Source organism: Limosilactobacillus equigenerosi DSM 18793 = JCM 14505 (assembly GCF_001311375.1).
GTDB classification, from domain to species: Bacteria; Bacillota; Bacilli; order Lactobacillales; family Lactobacillaceae; genus Limosilactobacillus; species Limosilactobacillus equigenerosi.
In genome coordinates this window covers 1-17398 of sequence record NZ_BBAS01000018.1, presented here as the reverse complement: position 1 = coordinate 17398, position 17398 = coordinate 1, and the positions used below count along the sequence as shown (strand labels likewise).

22 protein-coding genes and 2 pseudogenes are annotated in these 17398 nt (G+C 42.8%); all 24 read left to right on the top strand.

All coding sequences use genetic code 11. The features are described 5' to 3' along the window. Window positions 1–22 precede the first annotated feature (22 nt). The 24 genes and pseudogenes from JCM14505_RS07465 (at window position 23) to JCM14505_RS07355 (ending at window position 17274) form a co-directional block, all read left to right on the top strand. A complete protein-coding gene (locus JCM14505_RS07465; RefSeq protein ID WP_054653790.1) occupies window positions 23–361 on the top strand; it encodes a tail assembly chaperone in 339 nt (112 codons plus the stop codon). 104 nt (window positions 362–465) lie between these two features. Beyond that, window positions 466–780 carry a hypothetical protein gene (locus JCM14505_RS07460; RefSeq protein ID WP_054653812.1) on the top strand — a complete coding sequence of 105 codons (315 nt, stop codon included), beginning with the start codon at window positions 466–468 and terminating at the stop codon, window positions 778–780. After that, window positions 781–1626, top strand: a pseudogene (locus JCM14505_RS10570) (tape measure protein); the annotation flags it as partial. An 830-nt stretch (window positions 1627–2456) separates the two neighbouring features. After that, complete coding sequence (locus JCM14505_RS07450) at window positions 2457–2954, top strand: hypothetical protein (RefSeq protein WP_054653786.1); 498 nt, start codon at window positions 2457–2459, stop codon at window positions 2952–2954. A 143-nt stretch (window positions 2955–3097) separates the two neighbouring features. Next, window positions 3098–3874, top strand: a complete 777-nt coding sequence (locus tag JCM14505_RS07445; RefSeq protein WP_225352303.1) for a phage tail domain-containing protein — start codon at window positions 3098–3100, stop codon at window positions 3872–3874. A gap of 64 nt (window positions 3875–3938) precedes the next feature. Then, window positions 3939–4574: pseudogene (locus JCM14505_RS07440) on the top strand (hypothetical protein); the annotation flags it as partial. Window positions 4575–4578: 4 nt separating this feature from the next. Beyond that, on the top strand, window positions 4579–6045 hold the full coding sequence (locus JCM14505_RS07435) for a M23 family metallopeptidase (RefSeq protein WP_054653780.1): 1467 nt from the start codon (window positions 4579–4581) through the stop codon (window positions 6043–6045). A 2-nt stretch (window positions 6046–6047) separates the two neighbouring features. Further along, window positions 6048–6500: a phage tail protein gene (locus tag JCM14505_RS07430; RefSeq protein ID WP_054653778.1), complete on the top strand. Its 453-nt coding sequence runs from the start codon at window positions 6048–6050 to the stop codon at window positions 6498–6500. Next, on the top strand, window positions 6493–6837 hold the full coding sequence (locus JCM14505_RS07425; protein WP_054653776.1) for a hypothetical protein: 345 nt from the start codon (window positions 6493–6495) through the stop codon (window positions 6835–6837). Before JCM14505_RS07430 ends, JCM14505_RS07425 begins: the two co-directional genes overlap by 8 nt. Continuing rightward, complete coding sequence (locus tag JCM14505_RS07420) at window positions 6837–10412, top strand: methyl-accepting chemotaxis protein (protein ID WP_162200505.1); 3576 nt, start codon at window positions 6837–6839, stop codon at window positions 10410–10412. The genes JCM14505_RS07425 and JCM14505_RS07420 overlap by 1 nt, the downstream gene beginning before the upstream one ends. Window positions 10413–10595: 183 nt before the next feature. Beyond that, complete coding sequence (locus JCM14505_RS07415) at window positions 10596–10883, top strand: hypothetical protein (protein ID WP_054653772.1); 288 nt, start codon at window positions 10596–10598, stop codon at window positions 10881–10883. An 8-nt stretch (window positions 10884–10891) separates the two neighbouring features. Then, window positions 10892–11305, top strand: coding sequence for an SGNH/GDSL hydrolase family protein (locus JCM14505_RS07410; protein WP_054653770.1), 414 nt, complete (start codon window positions 10892–10894; stop codon window positions 11303–11305). A 5-nt stretch (window positions 11306–11310) separates the two neighbouring features. Beyond that, window positions 11311–11952: a hypothetical protein gene (locus tag JCM14505_RS07405; RefSeq protein ID WP_156249869.1), complete on the top strand. Its 642-nt coding sequence runs from the start codon at window positions 11311–11313 to the stop codon at window positions 11950–11952. A 13-nt stretch (window positions 11953–11965) separates the two neighbouring features. Further along, complete coding sequence (locus JCM14505_RS07400) at window positions 11966–13027, top strand: BppU family phage baseplate upper protein (RefSeq protein WP_054653766.1); 1062 nt, start codon at window positions 11966–11968, stop codon at window positions 13025–13027. 22 nt (window positions 13028–13049) lie between these two features. Next, window positions 13050–13460: a hypothetical protein gene (locus JCM14505_RS07395; protein ID WP_054653764.1), complete on the top strand. Its 411-nt coding sequence runs from the start codon at window positions 13050–13052 to the stop codon at window positions 13458–13460. Then, a complete protein-coding gene (locus JCM14505_RS07390; RefSeq protein WP_054653762.1) occupies window positions 13400–13858 on the top strand; it encodes a hypothetical protein in 459 nt (152 codons plus the stop codon). The genes JCM14505_RS07395 and JCM14505_RS07390 overlap by 61 nt, the downstream gene beginning before the upstream one ends. Window positions 13859–13873: 15 nt before the next feature. Next, window positions 13874–14191, top strand: coding sequence for a hypothetical protein (locus JCM14505_RS07385; RefSeq protein ID WP_054652645.1), 318 nt, complete (start codon window positions 13874–13876; stop codon window positions 14189–14191). Between the two features lie 2 nt (window positions 14192–14193). Beyond that, window positions 14194–14526 carry a phage holin, LLH family gene (locus JCM14505_RS07380; RefSeq protein WP_054653760.1) on the top strand — a complete coding sequence of 111 codons (333 nt, stop codon included), beginning with the start codon at window positions 14194–14196 and terminating at the stop codon, window positions 14524–14526. Between the two features lies 1 nt (window position 14527). Beyond that, complete coding sequence (locus JCM14505_RS09235) at window positions 14528–14827, top strand: hypothetical protein (RefSeq protein WP_173571629.1); 300 nt, start codon at window positions 14528–14530, stop codon at window positions 14825–14827. Next, window positions 14797–15738, top strand: a complete 942-nt coding sequence (locus JCM14505_RS09230) for a peptidoglycan recognition protein family protein (RefSeq protein WP_225352302.1) — start codon at window positions 14797–14799, stop codon at window positions 15736–15738. Before JCM14505_RS09235 ends, JCM14505_RS09230 begins: the two co-directional genes overlap by 31 nt. A gap of 212 nt (window positions 15739–15950) precedes the next feature. After that, the gene (locus JCM14505_RS07370; RefSeq protein WP_054653758.1) at window positions 15951–16139 is read left to right on the top strand and encodes a hypothetical protein; all 189 of its coding nucleotides are present in this window, start codon (window positions 15951–15953) and stop codon (window positions 16137–16139) included. A gap of 24 nt (window positions 16140–16163) precedes the next feature. Then, on the top strand, window positions 16164–16325 hold the full coding sequence (locus tag JCM14505_RS10480) for a Panacea domain-containing protein (RefSeq protein ID WP_369395521.1): 162 nt from the start codon (window positions 16164–16166) through the stop codon (window positions 16323–16325). A 31-nt stretch (window positions 16326–16356) separates the two neighbouring features. Further along, window positions 16357–16638: a Panacea domain-containing protein gene (locus tag JCM14505_RS10475; protein ID WP_369395520.1), complete on the top strand. Its 282-nt coding sequence runs from the start codon at window positions 16357–16359 to the stop codon at window positions 16636–16638. Window positions 16639–17070: 432 nt separating this feature from the next. Next, window positions 17071–17274 (top strand): hypothetical protein, encoded by a 204-nt coding sequence (locus JCM14505_RS07355; RefSeq protein WP_054653753.1) that lies wholly within the window; start codon window positions 17071–17073, stop codon window positions 17272–17274. Window positions 17275–17398 lie beyond the last annotated feature (124 nt).

Sequence of the window (17398 nt, the reverse complement as noted above, 5' to 3'; positions counted from 1 at the left end):
ATCAGAAAGGAATTTTTTAAACATGAAAATCGTTTTAAAGGATAAAGAAGTTGAATTGAAGTTTGGGGTCGGTTTTGTTCGTGAACTTGATAAGTTGCGTGAAATCGATAACGGGAAGGGAATTAAGTTTGGCGCCGGGCTTATGCTCGTCTTGCCAATGCTTAAAACGTTAGATCCTGCTGCTTTAGCTGATGTGTTACTTGCTTCAGCTAAAGCGACGGCTAAGTTTAAGGTTAGCCAAAGCGACGTGGATAATTGGGTAGACGAACAAGCCAACTTGGAAGCGGTGTTTGATGATGTTAACGAAGAATTGACTAAATCGAACGCTGTAAAACCTATCTTAAAAAAGATGACAGCCTAGAAGAGGAAGACGAATCTAACCAAAACAGTGAACTGATGCACCGAGAAATAGTGCTGAATTCACTGGCTTTTCTAGGCTTTCATGATATTGCGGAAATCAACGCGATGACGCTGTATGAGTATCAGTTGCGTATGGAAGCTTACCAGCTTAAACGGGCTGAAAGACACGAGGACATAGCTTTACAAGCTTGGATGAATCAAACTGTGCAAGCAACTCGAGGCAACGGTAAAAAGCCAAAACCAAAGTACACTAAATTCAAGGACTTTTACGACCGCGAATACGAAATCGACCGGATTCGAAGTTCAATTGAAGAGGGGTACGTCGCGCAATCAAATAAGGGCGCTCAAATTCAGCGTGGCGACATTTTCGCAAAACGATTGGAAGAGTTTAAGAGATTTAAAGCCGAAAGGAGAAAATAAATGGCAGAAACAATGTCAGTCGAAGCCGTCCTTTCTGCGGTTGATAAAAATTTCAGCTCAACGATGCAATCGGCAATCCGTGAAATGGGCGAAATGATTAATAAGACCAATCAAGTTAGTAACGTTCCCAATCCGGGCGCTGGTTGGACTAAAATGGGTGCTCTAGCCGGCGTTGCCGGTTCCTTAGCTAGTTCAGCTACGACTATGATTACAAACGGCTTGCATGATGTGGTAGCCGGATTAAACGAATCTAGTGCAGCGTGGCAAACATTTGAAGGAAATATGGCTTATATGGGTAAGTCATCAGGTCAAATCAAAGCGGTTAAAGCCGAGTTACAGGATTTTGCTCAGAAGTCTATCTACTCGGCGTCTGACATGGCAACAACCTACTCACAACTAGCTGCAGTCGGTGTTAAGAACACCACAAAGCTAGTTAAGGGTTTTGGTGGATTGGCTGGCGCGGCTGAAAACCCTAAACAAGCTATGAAGACCTTGAGCATGCAAGCTACACAAATGGCGGCTAAGCCAATGGTGCAATGGCAGGACTTCAAACTTATGCTAGAACAAACGCCGGCAGGTATTGCCGCCGTTGCTAAGTCGATGGGAATGTCAACGCAACAATTAGTTAAGCAAGTTCAAGACGGGAAAGTTAAAACGCAAGACTTCTTTAATGCAATTGAAAAGGCTGGTAATAGTAAAGCGTTCCAAAAACAAGCAACTACTTATAAAACGATGGGTCAAGCGATGGATGGATTAATCGAAACGATTACCAATAAATTACAACCAGCGTTTGATGCAATTGGAAAAGTGGGAGCTGGCGCAATTGGCAAGATTATCGATGGTATATCTAGTGGGAGCCCTGTAGTAGCAATTCTGGGTAGCTTAGCGGCTGGGATTGGGGCGTTTGTTACCACGCTTGGTACGCTGTATGCAGGAGCTAAATTAGCACAAGGAGCAATGGCACTATTTAACGGGGTTCTTTCAGCAAGCCCGTGGATGTTAGTGATTGCTGGGGTCGTGGCTGTCGTTTCAGCGTTAACAATCTTTTTTACTTCGACGGAGACTGGGAAGAAGATGTGGAAGTCGTTCTCAGACTTCGTTGTTAATGCTTGGAACTCAATTAAGTCTGTGGTAAGTCCAACCATTAGTTTCTTAATGGACTTGTTTGGACAAATCGGAACAGCCGTACAAGGGATGATTCAAACAATGGCGCCGGTTATGCAAACAATGGGTGCGGTTTTTGCTCCGTTAATGACGGCGCTTCAACAACTATGGTCATTGATTCAACCATTCGTGACGTTTATTTTGCAGGTTGTCGGAGCAGTGTTGCTTGCGATTGTTGTTGCAGCAATAACAGGTATTATTGGTTCAATCAGTTTGCTTACAAGTATCATCACGGCACTTATCGGAGTGTTCACGGCGGTGGTTTCTACCGTGTCGTCCGTTTGGCAAAGTATCATGGCGATTATTAGTGGAGCTGTTGCCATTATAGTCACCGTTGTTACTACGTTTGGTCAAGCAATTATCGCGCTGTTCACGGGGCACTGGAATCGAATTCCAGGTATCTTTAGTTCCGGTTGGGCAAAGGTTAAGAGTATTTTCTCAAGCACAATTTCTACCTTAAATCAATTGTTTCAAATTGGGGGAGTTCGTTGGTTTCAGCCGGTAAAGCTATCATGGACGGTTTCCTTAGTGGTTTGAAGTCTGGGTTTGAAGCGGTTAAGAACTTCATCAGCGGCATCAAAGACTGGATTATTGCACACAAAGGGCCAGTCAAGGACGATGCCAAAGCCTTAATTCCAGCCGGTAATGCTTTTATGGAAGGATTAAACTCAGGGTTAATGGAAGGCTTTAGTGCGGTCCAATCCAATGTTGCATCGATGGCTAGTCAAATCCGTGACGCAATTAACGACTCGGTTGCAACCGTAGGTAATTTTGGCAACTTATCAACCACAGTCAACACCGCGAGCGCCGGAACGATGACGAGTCGGACGATTGCTAGTGTTACGGATGACAGGAACCGTTCAATGATAAATACAGCACTGGATAGGATTGTCAACAGGTTGGATAACTTGGAACAACATCCAGTAGTTACTGTTGACGGGCTTAACACAATTAATAGTTACAACAATAAGCGTAATGCGATGAACTATTCAATGGAAAGGGGGTATTAAACAGTGATTAAGGTTTTTCTGATCGAAAAGACAAGCCTGTAGAGTATGACTTCGTTGCGATTGATGAGCAACCTCAAGCTAATGAAGTCGGTTTTAAGACGATTGAGGTTTCAATTTCACCTGACGCGAAAACTTGGACAAGTATGTATGATGTTTCAGAATTAGACAGAATCTACTGTGTTGATACTCCTGGAGTTGCTGATATAAAGCAAACTGACAATACAGTTAATCAAGGTATTGCAGACGGTCAGTTATTCGTATCCAGCAAATTTGATCAACGCGAAATCAAGGCTATTTTTAAGTTCGATAGTAATGATTCAAGCGACGTTCGATTAGCTTATGACGCTTTACAACGTTATTTTGGCAGTCGAGAACCTTACTGGATTTGCTTTGCTGATTTTCCGCAGCGGATGTACTTCGTTAAGATGACGAGTGTTGATCAGACCTCCTTTAGGGACTGGGGTTTTGTACTAGAAGTCACCTTTACTGATCAAATTGGTTTATCACGTTCAATTGGAACGACTGGTGACCAAGGTAATTACCTGTACGGGTTTGGCAATAATGAGTTGACATCGAAACCGCAGTTTAGTTTTTCAACGAATAAATTTACGCTCTACAACCCGTCAGATGTTGCTATCGACCCCGAACGGCGTGGACATCCATTTAAAATAACCTTAGATGGTTCGGCTGGTGGTGATATGACAATCAAGAATACAACGAACGGCACTTCAATTACTCGTAAGGGGAAGTGGTCGGGGAAATGGGTTCTTGACGGAGTTCACTCCACGCTGAATGACAAGGGCGATACGATTAACACGGATTACGGTTACATTGGTTTGCAGGCAGGAAATAACAGCTTTGAAATTACCGGTTTTTCCGGTAAGGTAAGCTTTGATTTCCCTGTATGGTGGTTATCATGAGCAATTATGGAACACGAACCTTTGTGGCAATTACCGATGCGTCTAAAAAAAAGAAGCCGAATTAGTTAGTTACGCCGACTTATACGACTCATTTGCATTTACAAGTAAATTATCTGGAACACAACAAATCTCGTTCAACCTGACTTATAAGCCGGGCTTTGAACGAGTTTTTAATTTGGCTCAATCAAAGGCGCTAGTACTTTACAACGGCGAAACTTATGTAATTGAGCAAGTTGAACCAGTTGCGAATGAACAAGGATTAATCAAGAATAAAGTCACGGCAAGTCATCATCTTATCGATGCGCTTCGTAATCTTCGGTATGATACTGACCCCGAAAGTCAGAATACTACCGGCGGGACAACGGCAACTAATTCTGACGATAAGAAAGAAGGGGTTACTGTTAAGCGGACTGGCGAAACGCAAAAATTCAAGCTTAAAGATCAGTTGGATGTGTACTTTCAGAACAGCAAAAATGTTAAATATGAATTACACGGTAACTTCCCTGAACGAGCTTGTCCGGTGAGTGACGGGACAGTTCTAGAGTGGCTTAACAATAACTTGTCTAAGTACGGTGGACGTTACATTATGCAAGGCGACACGTTACATATCTATACGGACGACGCTTTGATTAAAAAAATTAGATATGGATTTCCGCTATCTCTACAACGTCAGCCAATCTCAAATCCAAGCGGATGTTAATGATTTGGTCAACGTTCGCAAGGTTTACGCCGGAAAAATGGAAGAAACCATAACAACTGGCGGTAGCGATGGCGAAGTTGGTGACGGGCCAACCGAACCAGTCAATGGCGATTGGGGCCCTGTAATTCGCTATGCTGCACAATTAATGGACGTGCCTATCGATGATAACGGGATAAATCTTGTCAAAGCTCAAATAAAGCGTGAATCTGGGGGTAATGAACAAATTGTTCAAGGAATTTGGGACGTTAATATGGCCAACGGGAATCCTGCTCAAGGGTTACTCCAATTTATTCCGCAAACGTTTAATTACTATGCAGTTGAGGGGCACAAGAACATCAAGAGCGGGTTTGACCAGTTATTAGCTTCATTCAACATCCCTAACTTCTTAGGGCAGATTAGTGGGCGAAGTGGTTGGTCGCCTCATGGAGCTCCTCGCTCTAAGACGATTATTAAACCACCGGCTCCAAAGAGTACTTGGGGGTGGCCATTCCGCGGTATGAACGGCGCTCCGACTAGTTGGGAGAACGGTCAACAATTTGGGCATACTGGTTGGGTTCGACCAGGGAGTGGTGGTAGTGACTTCCATGATGGTTTCGACTTTGGGAGCGCTCATTACTCCGGTGACATCTTATGTGTTCACGGTGGAACAGTGACGTCAGTTGGTTACCAAGCCGGCTTTATGGTGGTTACTGTTAAGTCCAGCGATGGCTTAACGACTGTTTATCAAGAGTTTGGTAATTCGGTTAGCGTGCGAGTTGGCCAAAGTGTTAAAACTGGGGATGTGATTGGGCGATTGACGACAACTCATCTCCACCTTGGAATTACGACGAAAGATTTCGCGACGGCGTTTGCGCACTCGTTTGATGAAGGCGGTGGTTGGTTAGACCCAATCAAAACGATTCAGTCAAACGGCGGCGGTGCTAAAGGACAATCAGTTCCGATTAAAAAGTCTCGGGCGCAGGAATATATCGAACACGCTAAAACTTACCTTTCTCCAGAGCCTCAGGTTTATAAGTGGGGTGGAGAGGTTAAAGACGGGGCCCATCCTACTGATTGTTCGGGCCTATGGCTTTCATTGGCTCTTCACTTTGGAATCCGACTAAAGGATGGTGCACGTTCAACTTATCAAATTATTAAGCAGATGAGACCGATTAAGCGAAGCGAAGTACAAACTGGAGATGCAGGTTTTGTACCTGATTTGAGTCATGTTGTTTGTGCACTGGATAATAAAACTTTGATTCAAGAATCTAGTTATTCTGAGCCATGCAATACACGTTCGATTGACGGCTATTATAAGCCTTTAAACTGGTACCGGTATGATCCTTTGGCAAACGTACTTGGTGGCGAAGGTTCATCTGATGATAGCGGCGGTGGAACAACAACTACCACTCGTACTTACTACCAAATCAAATTTGATTGGCAAGATGACGAGAGTATTAAGCTATACGTCGCCATGTTGGGGCTCCGTTAAAATTGGATGATGTTTATGATGAAAAAGAAGCTCGTGATGAAACGGCAAAGCAAACACAAAGCAAGCCAGTAGTTTCATTGGATTTAGATGTGATTAGTACTAAGTTACTTAATAAACCTGTGGTTAGTTTGGGTGATAAGGTTCATGCGGTTATTCCGGAACATAACATCAACACAGACGTAACTGTGGTTGAAGTAACCGGTAACGATCCGTACTTTAATCCTGATGCTAAATTGAAATTAACATTCAACAATGCTAACGATGCGTTGAAGGATATCAACGTTGCTTTGCGTAAGGATATCAGCGCTGTTCGGAATAACATCAATGATGTTAATAATTGGATTGGTTCAAACATGACACTATCGTCAACCAATCGTGCATGGTTAGAAAAACAAAAGACAGTAAGTGCTGAATCACAAACAAATAACGATAGGAAGGAGGTAAATAATGGCTGATTTAAAAGAAGCATTAAACGCTAATGATTTAATCGATATCATGCGTGGCTTTGATAAAGCAATTGAAGAATCAGGTCGAATCGAGCAAATGATGATTGATTTACGGCACAAGGAAGTCTTGCCGGCGATTGCAGAAGCGGAAAAAGCCGCCAAAACGGTTGATAAGCTAGTTAAAGAAAGTAAAGTTAATAAGCAGTCAATCAGTAACATCAACCAAGCGATTGATGAAGCTAAGGCAAGCTCTAACACAGCGATTGCTCGAGCGAAGGAGTTGCTCAAAGACATCAACCATATTAACGACAAATGGGACGTCACGACAGGAAACTGCTTGAGTTGATGAATAACTTGAACAGCTTAACGACAGAGCAACGCCAACGAGCCAGTGTGTTAATGCAAAAACAACAAGACTTGCTGGCTAACATAAATACCGTTAACGATAAGTGGGGCAGTACGGCTAAACAATTAGCTGACCAAATCACAACGTTAAACGGCTTGACTGACGGACTGGACGCAACCAAGGCAGAGCTTACTAAGTTAAGCGACCAAGCCAAGGCACAAGGTAAAACAGTGATTACCTTACAACAGAACGCTGACGGACTGACGCAAGCGGTGGCTGACGTTAAAGGCAACGTGTCAAAGTTGCAACAATTCAGTGATGAGATTAAAGCGTCCCTGGCTAGCCAAGACGGACGATTAACGGACGTTGAAACTAAAGCCGGAGAAATGACGACAACTTTATCCAAGCAACAAACCACGATTGACAAGCAAGGTCAAACGATTGCAGGGCAAGGGCAACAAATCAACCGAATTAAGTTGACGGCTGATCAAGCGACAGCAACGTTGGTAGACCAAGGCAATTCAATTAACAAGGTTCAAGCGACTGCTAACCAGTTAAGCGCAGACTTGCAAACGGCGAACGGCGATATTGACCAGCTTAAAATAACGACGAACGGACTTAGTAACCAAGTTGGACGGATGGTTTCTGACGACGAGTTAGACAAGTACAAGCAAGCGATTAAGCAGTATCAAGACGAAACCAAGACGACGATTAACGGGAAAGCTAACCAGGCGGCGGTTGATGACTTGGTCAAGAGAATGCAAGCACAAGGCGGGCAAATTACGACGCTTTCAAGTAGTTTTGACCAAACCAAGGAAGCGCTGAAATTCAAAGCCGATAAAACGACCGTTGACGGGATTAAGGGCCAAGTTGACACAGTTAGCGCACAGCAAACTATCCAAGCTAACGAGATAGCACAGCGTGTAACGCAAGCAATGTTGAATAACTCATTGAAAGATGTCGCTACTCAAGATTTCGTTTCTAGTCAGGTCAAGCAATGGGCAGACCGCTTTAACATTAATTTGACAAGCTTACAGACTAAATTTGATAAGCAACAAAACACGTCAATGAATTTGGTTACTGATACTCCTAGTGATTGGGTAACTCAATCGGGCGATGGTTATCAAACGATACAAACACAATCTTGGGAAGTTGAACCAGGGTCTCAGTATACTTTTTCGATTGAATACCAAAATTTCAACCGCGGTCAAGATAACTCGACTTGGCGAGTTGAAGTTTGGACTGGTGCTCCTGGACCAAATCGAATTTCGCCTTGGATTCAAACTTGGTTGACTACTGACCAAAAGGGAACCTTAACCGGAACGGTTACAGCTCCAGCGGGAACGGAGCGATTAGAGATATCGCTTGCTTTCGGTTGGAACACAGGAACTACTCAACGAGGATCTTCAATAAATTGGCGACGGTTAATGGTTGTTAAAGGTGATAAACCGGCTCCATGGACACCAGCCCCCGCAGACTTAGCTACCACTAAGCAAGTAATCGACTTAAACTTAGACCTTAACGGAGTTAAAACAACCGTAGCTACACAAGGACAAGCAATCAGCGAGTTCAACCAAAAGGCTAGTGGTCTCGAGGGTCGGGTTGAAGATAACAAGAACAACATCGACAGCCTTAAAATCACGGCTGACGGTTTTCGCAACCAAGTTGGAAATATGGTATCCAAGGATGACCTAGCGGACACTACGAAAAAGATTAGCGACCTATCCACGCTGGTAGACCAAACCAAGAGCGCTGTTGACATCAAAGCCAATCAAACAGACGTTGACAGACTTAAACAGTCAGTAAACGATGCTAACGCCAAGATTGGTGTACAGGCAAATCAAATCCTTAACTTAGTAACCAAGTCCGAGTTGACCACAGCAACCAACGGGCTAGCAACGCAAAACTGGGTTCAAACACAGGTAGCTCAACAAGCTAATCAGTGGAACTTGAACATTACTAATTTAGAAACACGAACAAAAGAAAGCCTTGCTGGGGCGGGAATTAACTTAACTCCTTACACTAGTGATCAGTGGAAAAAAACTGCCGGTAATAGTTATATGGTTGATTATTTCCGAGCGTTCCCGGTAAACCCTGGCGAGACTTACACATTCTCGGTTGAGTATCGTAACTTCAACCACGGATCGGGAACTGATTGGGGCATTCAAGTTTGGACAGGTACTGAAACTGGACGTAAATCACCAATCGTTGCTTCCAAGTATTCCGGCGGTTCTTCGGGGAAGATAACCTTAACGGTAACAGTGCCTGCTAACGAACATTACCTAGCACCTAACCTTAACTTCTCAAACGGAAATCAAACCGGCGCTTCGGTTGAATGGAGGTGTTTTAAATCAGAACGTGGTTCAATCGCAACTCCATACACGCCAGCGCCTAGTGATATAGCTACCGTTAAATCAGTCACGGATTTAACGGCAGCGGTGGACGGGATTAAAGGCACGGTGCAGAATGCAGCAAGCAAGTCGGAAGTTGCACAGCTTGCTAACGCACTTCAGCAGAAGGTATCCAGCGACCAGTTCGAGTCTAGAATTTCACAGCTGGACAACGACTGGAACGTTCGAGTTACGGATAAGACCAGTGGTGACAAGCTTATGAGTCAGATTAATCTAACTGCTGGTAGGGCGTTGTTCCAAAGCAACAAGCTTGTGTTGAAAGGCGAAACGATCGTTGACGGTGGGTTAAACGCTGACTTGCTCAATGCTGGGAAAATTAATACTGATAGGGTTACAATCGGCAATGGACAGTCAACGTTGCAATTAAATGCCAGCGAGTTATCAATCAAAAATTCTAATAATACTTCGATTTACTACGGCAATGGCTACATAAGAACGGCAGACCAAAACGGCAACACTAAGCATAAAATTTTTATGTCTGACTTCGTCAATGAAGCAAATGTAAAAGAAGATATGCTGTCAATTTCAACATCAGACCGATTAGCAACTAATAAGAAACCCCAATTCAAAATATCGGCAGCCGGCGTATGGATAACTCCGTCGCTCTTCTTTGAGGGTGGAAATAGCGGTGATAACTGGCTTGGCTTTTCTCGTGCAGCAAGCGATACCGTTTATTTTCGGACATACGACGATACAAAACAACTTTTTGAGGTGTGGTGTCAAGCTGGGTTTAAGCAAGACGTCCACATTCAAGGTAACACAATCAACGGCTGGCAATTCTGGTCTGACGCTAGTCACGATATGATTGCTTTTGGTTCAAGAATGACCAGTAATTTTACAACCGTGCAAGCCAAGTCTTTTGTTCAGCTTTCGCTATTGTCTGAAAAGACTAATATTCTTCCAATTGAGGAAGATGAAGCGATTAGTAAGATTAAGGCCGTTGATATGCTTTCTTACCAGTACACATCAGACGTTGAACAAGGTAAGACCAAACGTTACGGTTCGTTAATCATCGACGATGTTAACAAGGTTAAAAAGTACAATGCCCCTAGAGAATTTCTATCTGACACCGGAAACGCCCGTGAAGACGGAACTTTAGTGGCTTATTTAACTGTTGTAGTTCAAAACCTGCTTAGACGGGTTGAGAAATTAGAAAGGAAGTAAAACATGGATAATCAAACACTTACTAACGCCTTGGTAAAGCTAGGAAACAAATTGGCAACAGTAGAAGCTAACCAAGCAATTTTGGAAGCACAAATCGAAGCCAAGGACGAAAAAAATTAAGCAATTAGAACAAGAATTAGAACAACTAAAGAACAATGACAACAAGAAAGGTGGTAACCACTAATGGCAACAACTTTACTCAAATCAATCACTTATGCGTTCGATGACAAAAACAACGTTCAATACATTGACGTAGAGGTTTCATCTACTGATCAACCACGTTCAGCTTACGCAAGCGCTCGAGTACGCATTACTAAAGACAACCTTACTGGTAGTCAAACTTTCGACAACTTGAACAAAAACGTCATCGCCGGTTTGGCTCTCAAGCAAGCTCGTGATTACTTCGCCAGCATTACTGAACCGGTAGCTGACACGACAGATACGGGAACAACGGCAGACACAGAAAAGTAGGTGATTAGATGAAAATTATCACTTATGGTGACTCTATCTTCCACGGTGACGGAGTTGACCAGCGAGATAATATTCCAAGTCAAATTGGCGCTATTCTTGGCGCTGATGTCAAGAACGCTGCAATTAGCGGTGCAGGTTGGTCGGTGGCTGGTGGGACTGACTCCTTAGCTCAAGTAGACAACAACCCTAACACAGGGTACGACTTAGCTATCCTTGAATTTGGTGTCAACAATTACGGCTGGCCGGCGGAACTAGACGACATTCGGTATGCGGCGTCGCAAACAATTCGGGCTATTCAACTATTCGATTTCAACACGGATATTTTGCTTGTTCTTCCAGGACCGGACTTCCGGTGGCGTAACGGCGGGAATGTTCCTAGCTTAGACGACAAAAACTCTAAGGTTGGTCGCAAAACGACTTGATTAACATGTTGATTGAAGTCGCTAATCAATGGAACGCAAGCTACTGGGACTGGCGTACTTCTCCAGTGATTACTTATGACAACGCCGTTGATATGCTCCAAGAGGGGCAAAAAGGCGTCCACCCTACTGTTAAAGGGGCGACAGCAGAAGCCCAAGCAATCGCCAAGTTTGTTAAAGATAAGAAACTGGGACAACACTCTGTTCAACCGTTTGTAACTCAAACTTCACCGCAGGGGGTTACGCAAGTCGTGGCAAACCCCGATTATGTTGTTCAACAATCTCAACCTGTTGAACAACCAAAAGTTCAAATTAAATTAACGTCGATTAATTCTAGCAGTGAATTAATCGGCGTTTTTAATTCCAACATGACTTTGATTTATAAGGCTCTTGAATTTAACTTCATTCCTCAAACATTCGTGGACTTAAACCGTGGATCACGAAACTACATCATTGAATCGGTTAACGAATTAAAGACGTTGCTTGGAATTAAGTTCGGCGGAATCAGTTTTATGGACAATGACGGAATGGAAGTAACTACTGACGGCTTGATTACTCCATCAAGTCTAGAAGTTAACCAAGTTATCAGCGATTTAAACACTGATTGGACTATTTTAGAGCGATTTATCAACGTAGCTAATTCAATTTAGAAAGGAAATTTAAATGAAAGCAGCAAATACACCACCTATGAACGGGAAAGTTTACACACAAGTCGAAACTGTGCTCGACATTGATCAAGTACTCGAAGTTGACCAATTGAATGGTCGCCAAGGTGACAACTGGCGAGACGTCAACTTACAAATTATGCAAAACGGCAAGCCACGTAACTTATCTAATTACTCTGTTGATTTAATGGGCAAGGACAGTGCCGGAAAAATTAAGTATACAAACAAGGCAACTATTAACAATGCTGCTAACGGGCTTGTTACGTTGAAGATTGCTGCGCCGTTTTATCAAGCGGAAGGTCCGTACCAAGAGGCTTTTATTCGAGTTGTAGACAAGAATGGTACGGTTGTTAGTTCTATTTCCGTTCGTATGGAAGTGATTAAGAACTCCTTGATTTTAACCACAGGAGAAAGTGCTAACTTTGCTGAAACGATTGACGATTTGTTCGCTAAAGCAAACGAACAAATGAAAATTGTAAACACCGGTATTACAACGGCACAACAAACTTTAGCTTCAATGATTGCGTTGCTCAATCAATACTCGCAATTAATCGCTCAAAAGAAAGCGTTGCAAGGCAATGAAGAAAATCATTATTCAGCTTGGCAACACTTTGACAGTGGTTTGACAGCGGCAGACGCAGACATCACTCATGTTGATATAGATCAAGCTAACATTAACAAACTTACTGGTGGAGCAATGAACTCAATCATGAACCTTATTAAGGCTGTTCCAACGGTTAAAGTAAAGCCTTGGCATCAAAACTGGACTGGTGAAAATGCTTCAAAGCCTGGCGTTCAAGACGCTATGGTTGTACAAGAAGTTGACTTGCCTGGTGGCGTCAGTCTTATGGCGTGTGTTGGGAATGTTGATTACCACGTTGACCGTGCTTGGGGAAATGCTTATTTAAATATCCCTGGCTTATTTGGGCGTGGTTCAGTTTGCCTTGGAACAGCTTATGTAGAACCAAACTCTTACTTCCAAATGACTGGTGACAACAAAGTTATGATTACGTTTGACGCACCAGTCAAAAAATGGTGTGGACGTCAATTTTCGTTATGAGTATTAATTGGGGGGCTAAGTAATGGCAGATGAAACAACCAACACGGACGCTTTCACTAGCGTTCCAACTATGGACGGGTTAGAACCGCTAACAATTAAAGGCGACCCTGGAACTCCAGCGACAATTCAAATTGGAACGGTAACCACCGGAGACCAACCAAGCGTAACAAATTCGGGGACTGCTAGTAACGCAGTATTTAACTTTGTGATTCCTGCTGGTCAACAAGGTGCGAACGGTAAATCGGCTTACGATTTGGCGATTGAAAATCAAACAACTAACGCTCCCGATGAAGCAAGCTGGCTTGGCACTTTAGGCGGTAAATCAGCCTATGAAGTCGCTCGAGATAACGGCTACACAGGAACTCAAGCAGATTGGCTTGCAAGCTTAAAGGTGATAAAGGAGACCCTGGTGATAAAGGTGACACAGCCTTAACGCTCAAAATCGGCAAGGTTACGGTCGGCGAACAACCAAGCGTAACTAACTCCGGCACTGCAACGGACTTAGTGCTTGATTTCGTGTTGCCGGACACGCAAACAATTCAATGGGATAACTACACAACCACAACTGATTTAGAGAAGAAACTTAATGGCAAGCAGGATAAGCAAGACATGGCTAACTATTACGACGCTAAGAGTGTTGATAAGTTGTTAGCCAATAAAGCTGACTTGTCAACGGTGGCCAGCGTCCCTGATAAGGTTGATGTTCAGAATCTTAAGACGGAAAACCAACAACTTAGAGATCAGGTAACTACGTTGTCCGGGCAGTTACTTAAGGTTCAATCAGACGTCGCGGCAATTAATGCTAAGTTGGCAACCTTACCAGCTAAATAGAAAGGCGGTGTTTTAGTGAATTTTATGGAAGGATTAGAAATTACTGATGTTGCTGCTTTGGTGGCAATCGCCGGGACGCTTGGCGGTAGCGTATACGCTTTGTCAAAGTACCTGGTTAGAGAACAGGCGCATAAGGTGGTTGATGGAGAGCTCAAACGACTCAACAAATCAATTACGGAGCTTACGCAAACCATTGTTCGATTTGGTCTTCAAATCGACAATTTAATCAAAACGCAAGATGAACAGCACAAACTAATTGATCGTCATGATAAAACGATTGATGATCACTCAGTACGAATTGCTCGTTTGGAAGAACACGTCAAAGGAGAATAGACATGGAATTAGTAACGACTATTTTGACAGTAATTTTAATCGCTGTTGTAAGAGCGATTGGGGTTGGCCTGAATCGAAACGACAAAGCACGGTCTATCGCCTTAACGCTTGATTCGCTAGCTAAAGATGCAGTTGTTGCAGCCGAAGAACTAGGAAAGGTCACAGGAATTGACGGTAAGGAGCAAGCGCGCGAGGCTCGTAACATTCTAAGACGCGGAATGCACCAATTAGGTTTTACGGACGTTCAGTTTGAACAAATCTCAAACGCAATCAAACACGCTTGGGCTGAACTCAAAGTCAACGGAACCTTGGATGAATATAAGAAGGGAGAATAGCATGAATCTAAAGAAGAAATTAACACTTAGTGGGGCGGCATTGTTAGCCGCCTTTTCTATTGCTGGAACAACCGTTGCACAAGCCAGCACGGAATTAACTGGTTGGTTACATGGCAATAACGGTGACTATACTTACATTACAAAAGGTAAGACTGATAGTGGTAAGAAGTACCAACAGCTCCCAAATATCGCAGACCCCAAGGATAAGTCGTGGTATTTAACTAAGGACGGAACAGCATTAGACGGTGTTCAAGACTGGGCAGGCTCTAAGTGTACTTTGAACCAACAACCAAGCAATTAATCAAACATCGTGACTACGTCAAGGGACAAGACGGAAAGTATCACATGGTTGACAAGGACGGCCGTGTCTTATCCGGTATTCAAGAATGGCAAGGAAGTTATTGGTACTTCGATAAGGACGGCGTTCTAATTACTAAGCGTAATTACGTTAAGTCTCAATGGGGTATGTGGTATCTTGTTGGTTCTGACGGTCGGGTTCAAAGTGGCTTGCAAGAATGGCAAGGTAGTCTTTGGTACTTTGACCCAACAACGTACCTATTAGTTAAGAACAAAGACATTACTGTTGACGGTGTTAGTTACCACGCTGATAAGGACGGTCGCGTTACCAAGAACGCTAATCAAGAAACGGGTTTTGACCCAAGCGAAATTAACTGGACTTACGAACTAGGTGCTGGCGAAGGCGATAGCCGCTTAGCTATTCCTGACTACATCATTCTTCACGAAGTGGGAGCAGAAAGTGGTGCAGCTGCTAATGCTAGTTACCTTAAGAACAACTGGGCTACTGCTAACACGACTTTCGTAGTTGGTGACGGTGGCCAAGTCTTCTGTGTTTCTGACCCTGGATACGTAAGTTGGGGTGCACTAGACGCTAATCCATACGCACCAGTTCAAATCGAACTCGGTCGGACTTGGAATCGGGCGCAATTCTTACAAGATTATGCTAAGTACATTGCGGTAGCTCGGTACTACTCTAATTACTATGGCATTCCAACCACGCTAGATGACGGTGGCGTTGGAACGAAGGGTGACAAGTCTCACCGCTGGGTCTCTCGGAACATGTCTGGTGATCATCAAGACCCGTATGGCTACTTCGCTAGCTGGGGTATCTCTGAAGACCAACTTACTCACGACATCAATAATGGTGTAGACATGAACCAACTTAATTCTGTTGTTTACTCACAACGGCAATAGATTTATAATTTAAATAACCCATTAACAAATACACCTCAACCTTAATTGGTTGGGGGTGTTTTTTGTGTTATAATCATAAAGAACCTGTTGGGGTGGTCTACGGGCTCCCAACTCCCCTGTATGTGGGGCACATACAAAGTTTTAGGCAATCGTTCCGGAGCGGTTGCCTTTTTATGTTACAATAAATCTATCAATCCCCTTGGGGTACAATTATGGATGAATTAAGTGAATCACGTAAGCGAGCCAATAAGAAGTGGAATGATGCCAGTAAAGCTAAGATGAGAACGTATCAATTACGATCACAAGCTAAGAAATGCATTCGTGAATTTGCTAGGAAGAAGGATGATTTAAAAGAATTACGTGAGATGATTGACGAGCGGTTGAAAAAAATTCTAATATAATCATGAATAAGGGAGGCGAGTTGTATGTATGATGTATTAAAAGTCGTTAATTGGTTACGAGCCAGAAATTTCGCTGATATGCGTGAAGATGAAAATGTTGAAGAGCTTACGCAAATGAAAACAATGAAACTGTTGTACTATATTCAAGCTGCCAGTTTAGTGGTAACGAATCATCGGTTTTTTTGATGAAGATATTGTAGCTTGGAAGTATGGTCCAGTGGTAGTGAAGGTTCATGAAATTTACTATGGACAGCGTGGTATTGTTGGTGATGAATTAGATGATAAAACACGCAGTGATTACAAAGAACTTCAAAATAATGAACAATCTTCAGATATTTTGAATAGCATCTATGACATTTATGGACACAGCTCTGCATATGACTTAATGAGGCAAACACACAGCGAAAAACCTTGGCTAGAAACAGCGAGAAATGATGTTATTAAAGACGACCTGATTAAGGAATATTTTGAGAAGGTATTTGTAGTTGAAGAAGATTAGGTCTAATTATCAACCCAATAGTTTTGACAATCCCATACTTACCAAGCACAATAGAACTAGATTAACATTTAATTTTTCGTTTTTAACTGAAGAAAAAGGTTTTAATCTTAATAAAAATAATGGCGTTTCAAGAGAAGCTAGGCTTAAATTATTAGAAAAAAATTCAATTTTTATCAGTCCAAGATAAAGCTGATATTATGATGTTGCCTAAAGAAACTGGACTGGAAAGGTTGCATGAATCTTATGTTGATCTAAGGGTTCATGGTGATTTTATAAATAGTGGTAGAAACGAATTGTGTGGCGATAAGTACTGGATATTTCGTCTTAATAAACTAGGTAGGGTTATCGGGAAGATTGATAATGAAGTTTTTTTTATATTTTAGCTATCGATACCAAATTTAAATTATATAAACATTAACTCAAGTCAGCGTAATGCTGGCAACAGGAGAAGTTGCTGGTGACACAAAGCTAATCGTTGGCTTTGATGATTATCAGGGTCACGATGTTGTTGTTGACGCCATGCAGATTAACGACCTGGAAGCTCCAGATGCCCGAAAATCTTTAGCTTTAACCAAAACATGGAAAGTTATGACGGTTGATGAGTTGATGAGCATGTTTGAGAATAAATTAAGTTAAAAAAACCGGAGTAGGTTAATTCCTACTCCGGTTTTTGTGTGTCGGGACACTTTTGAGACACCAAACGCTCAAGAATGCTATTATATCAACGATTTAAGCTGTGATATCATTACCAACCTTAGAA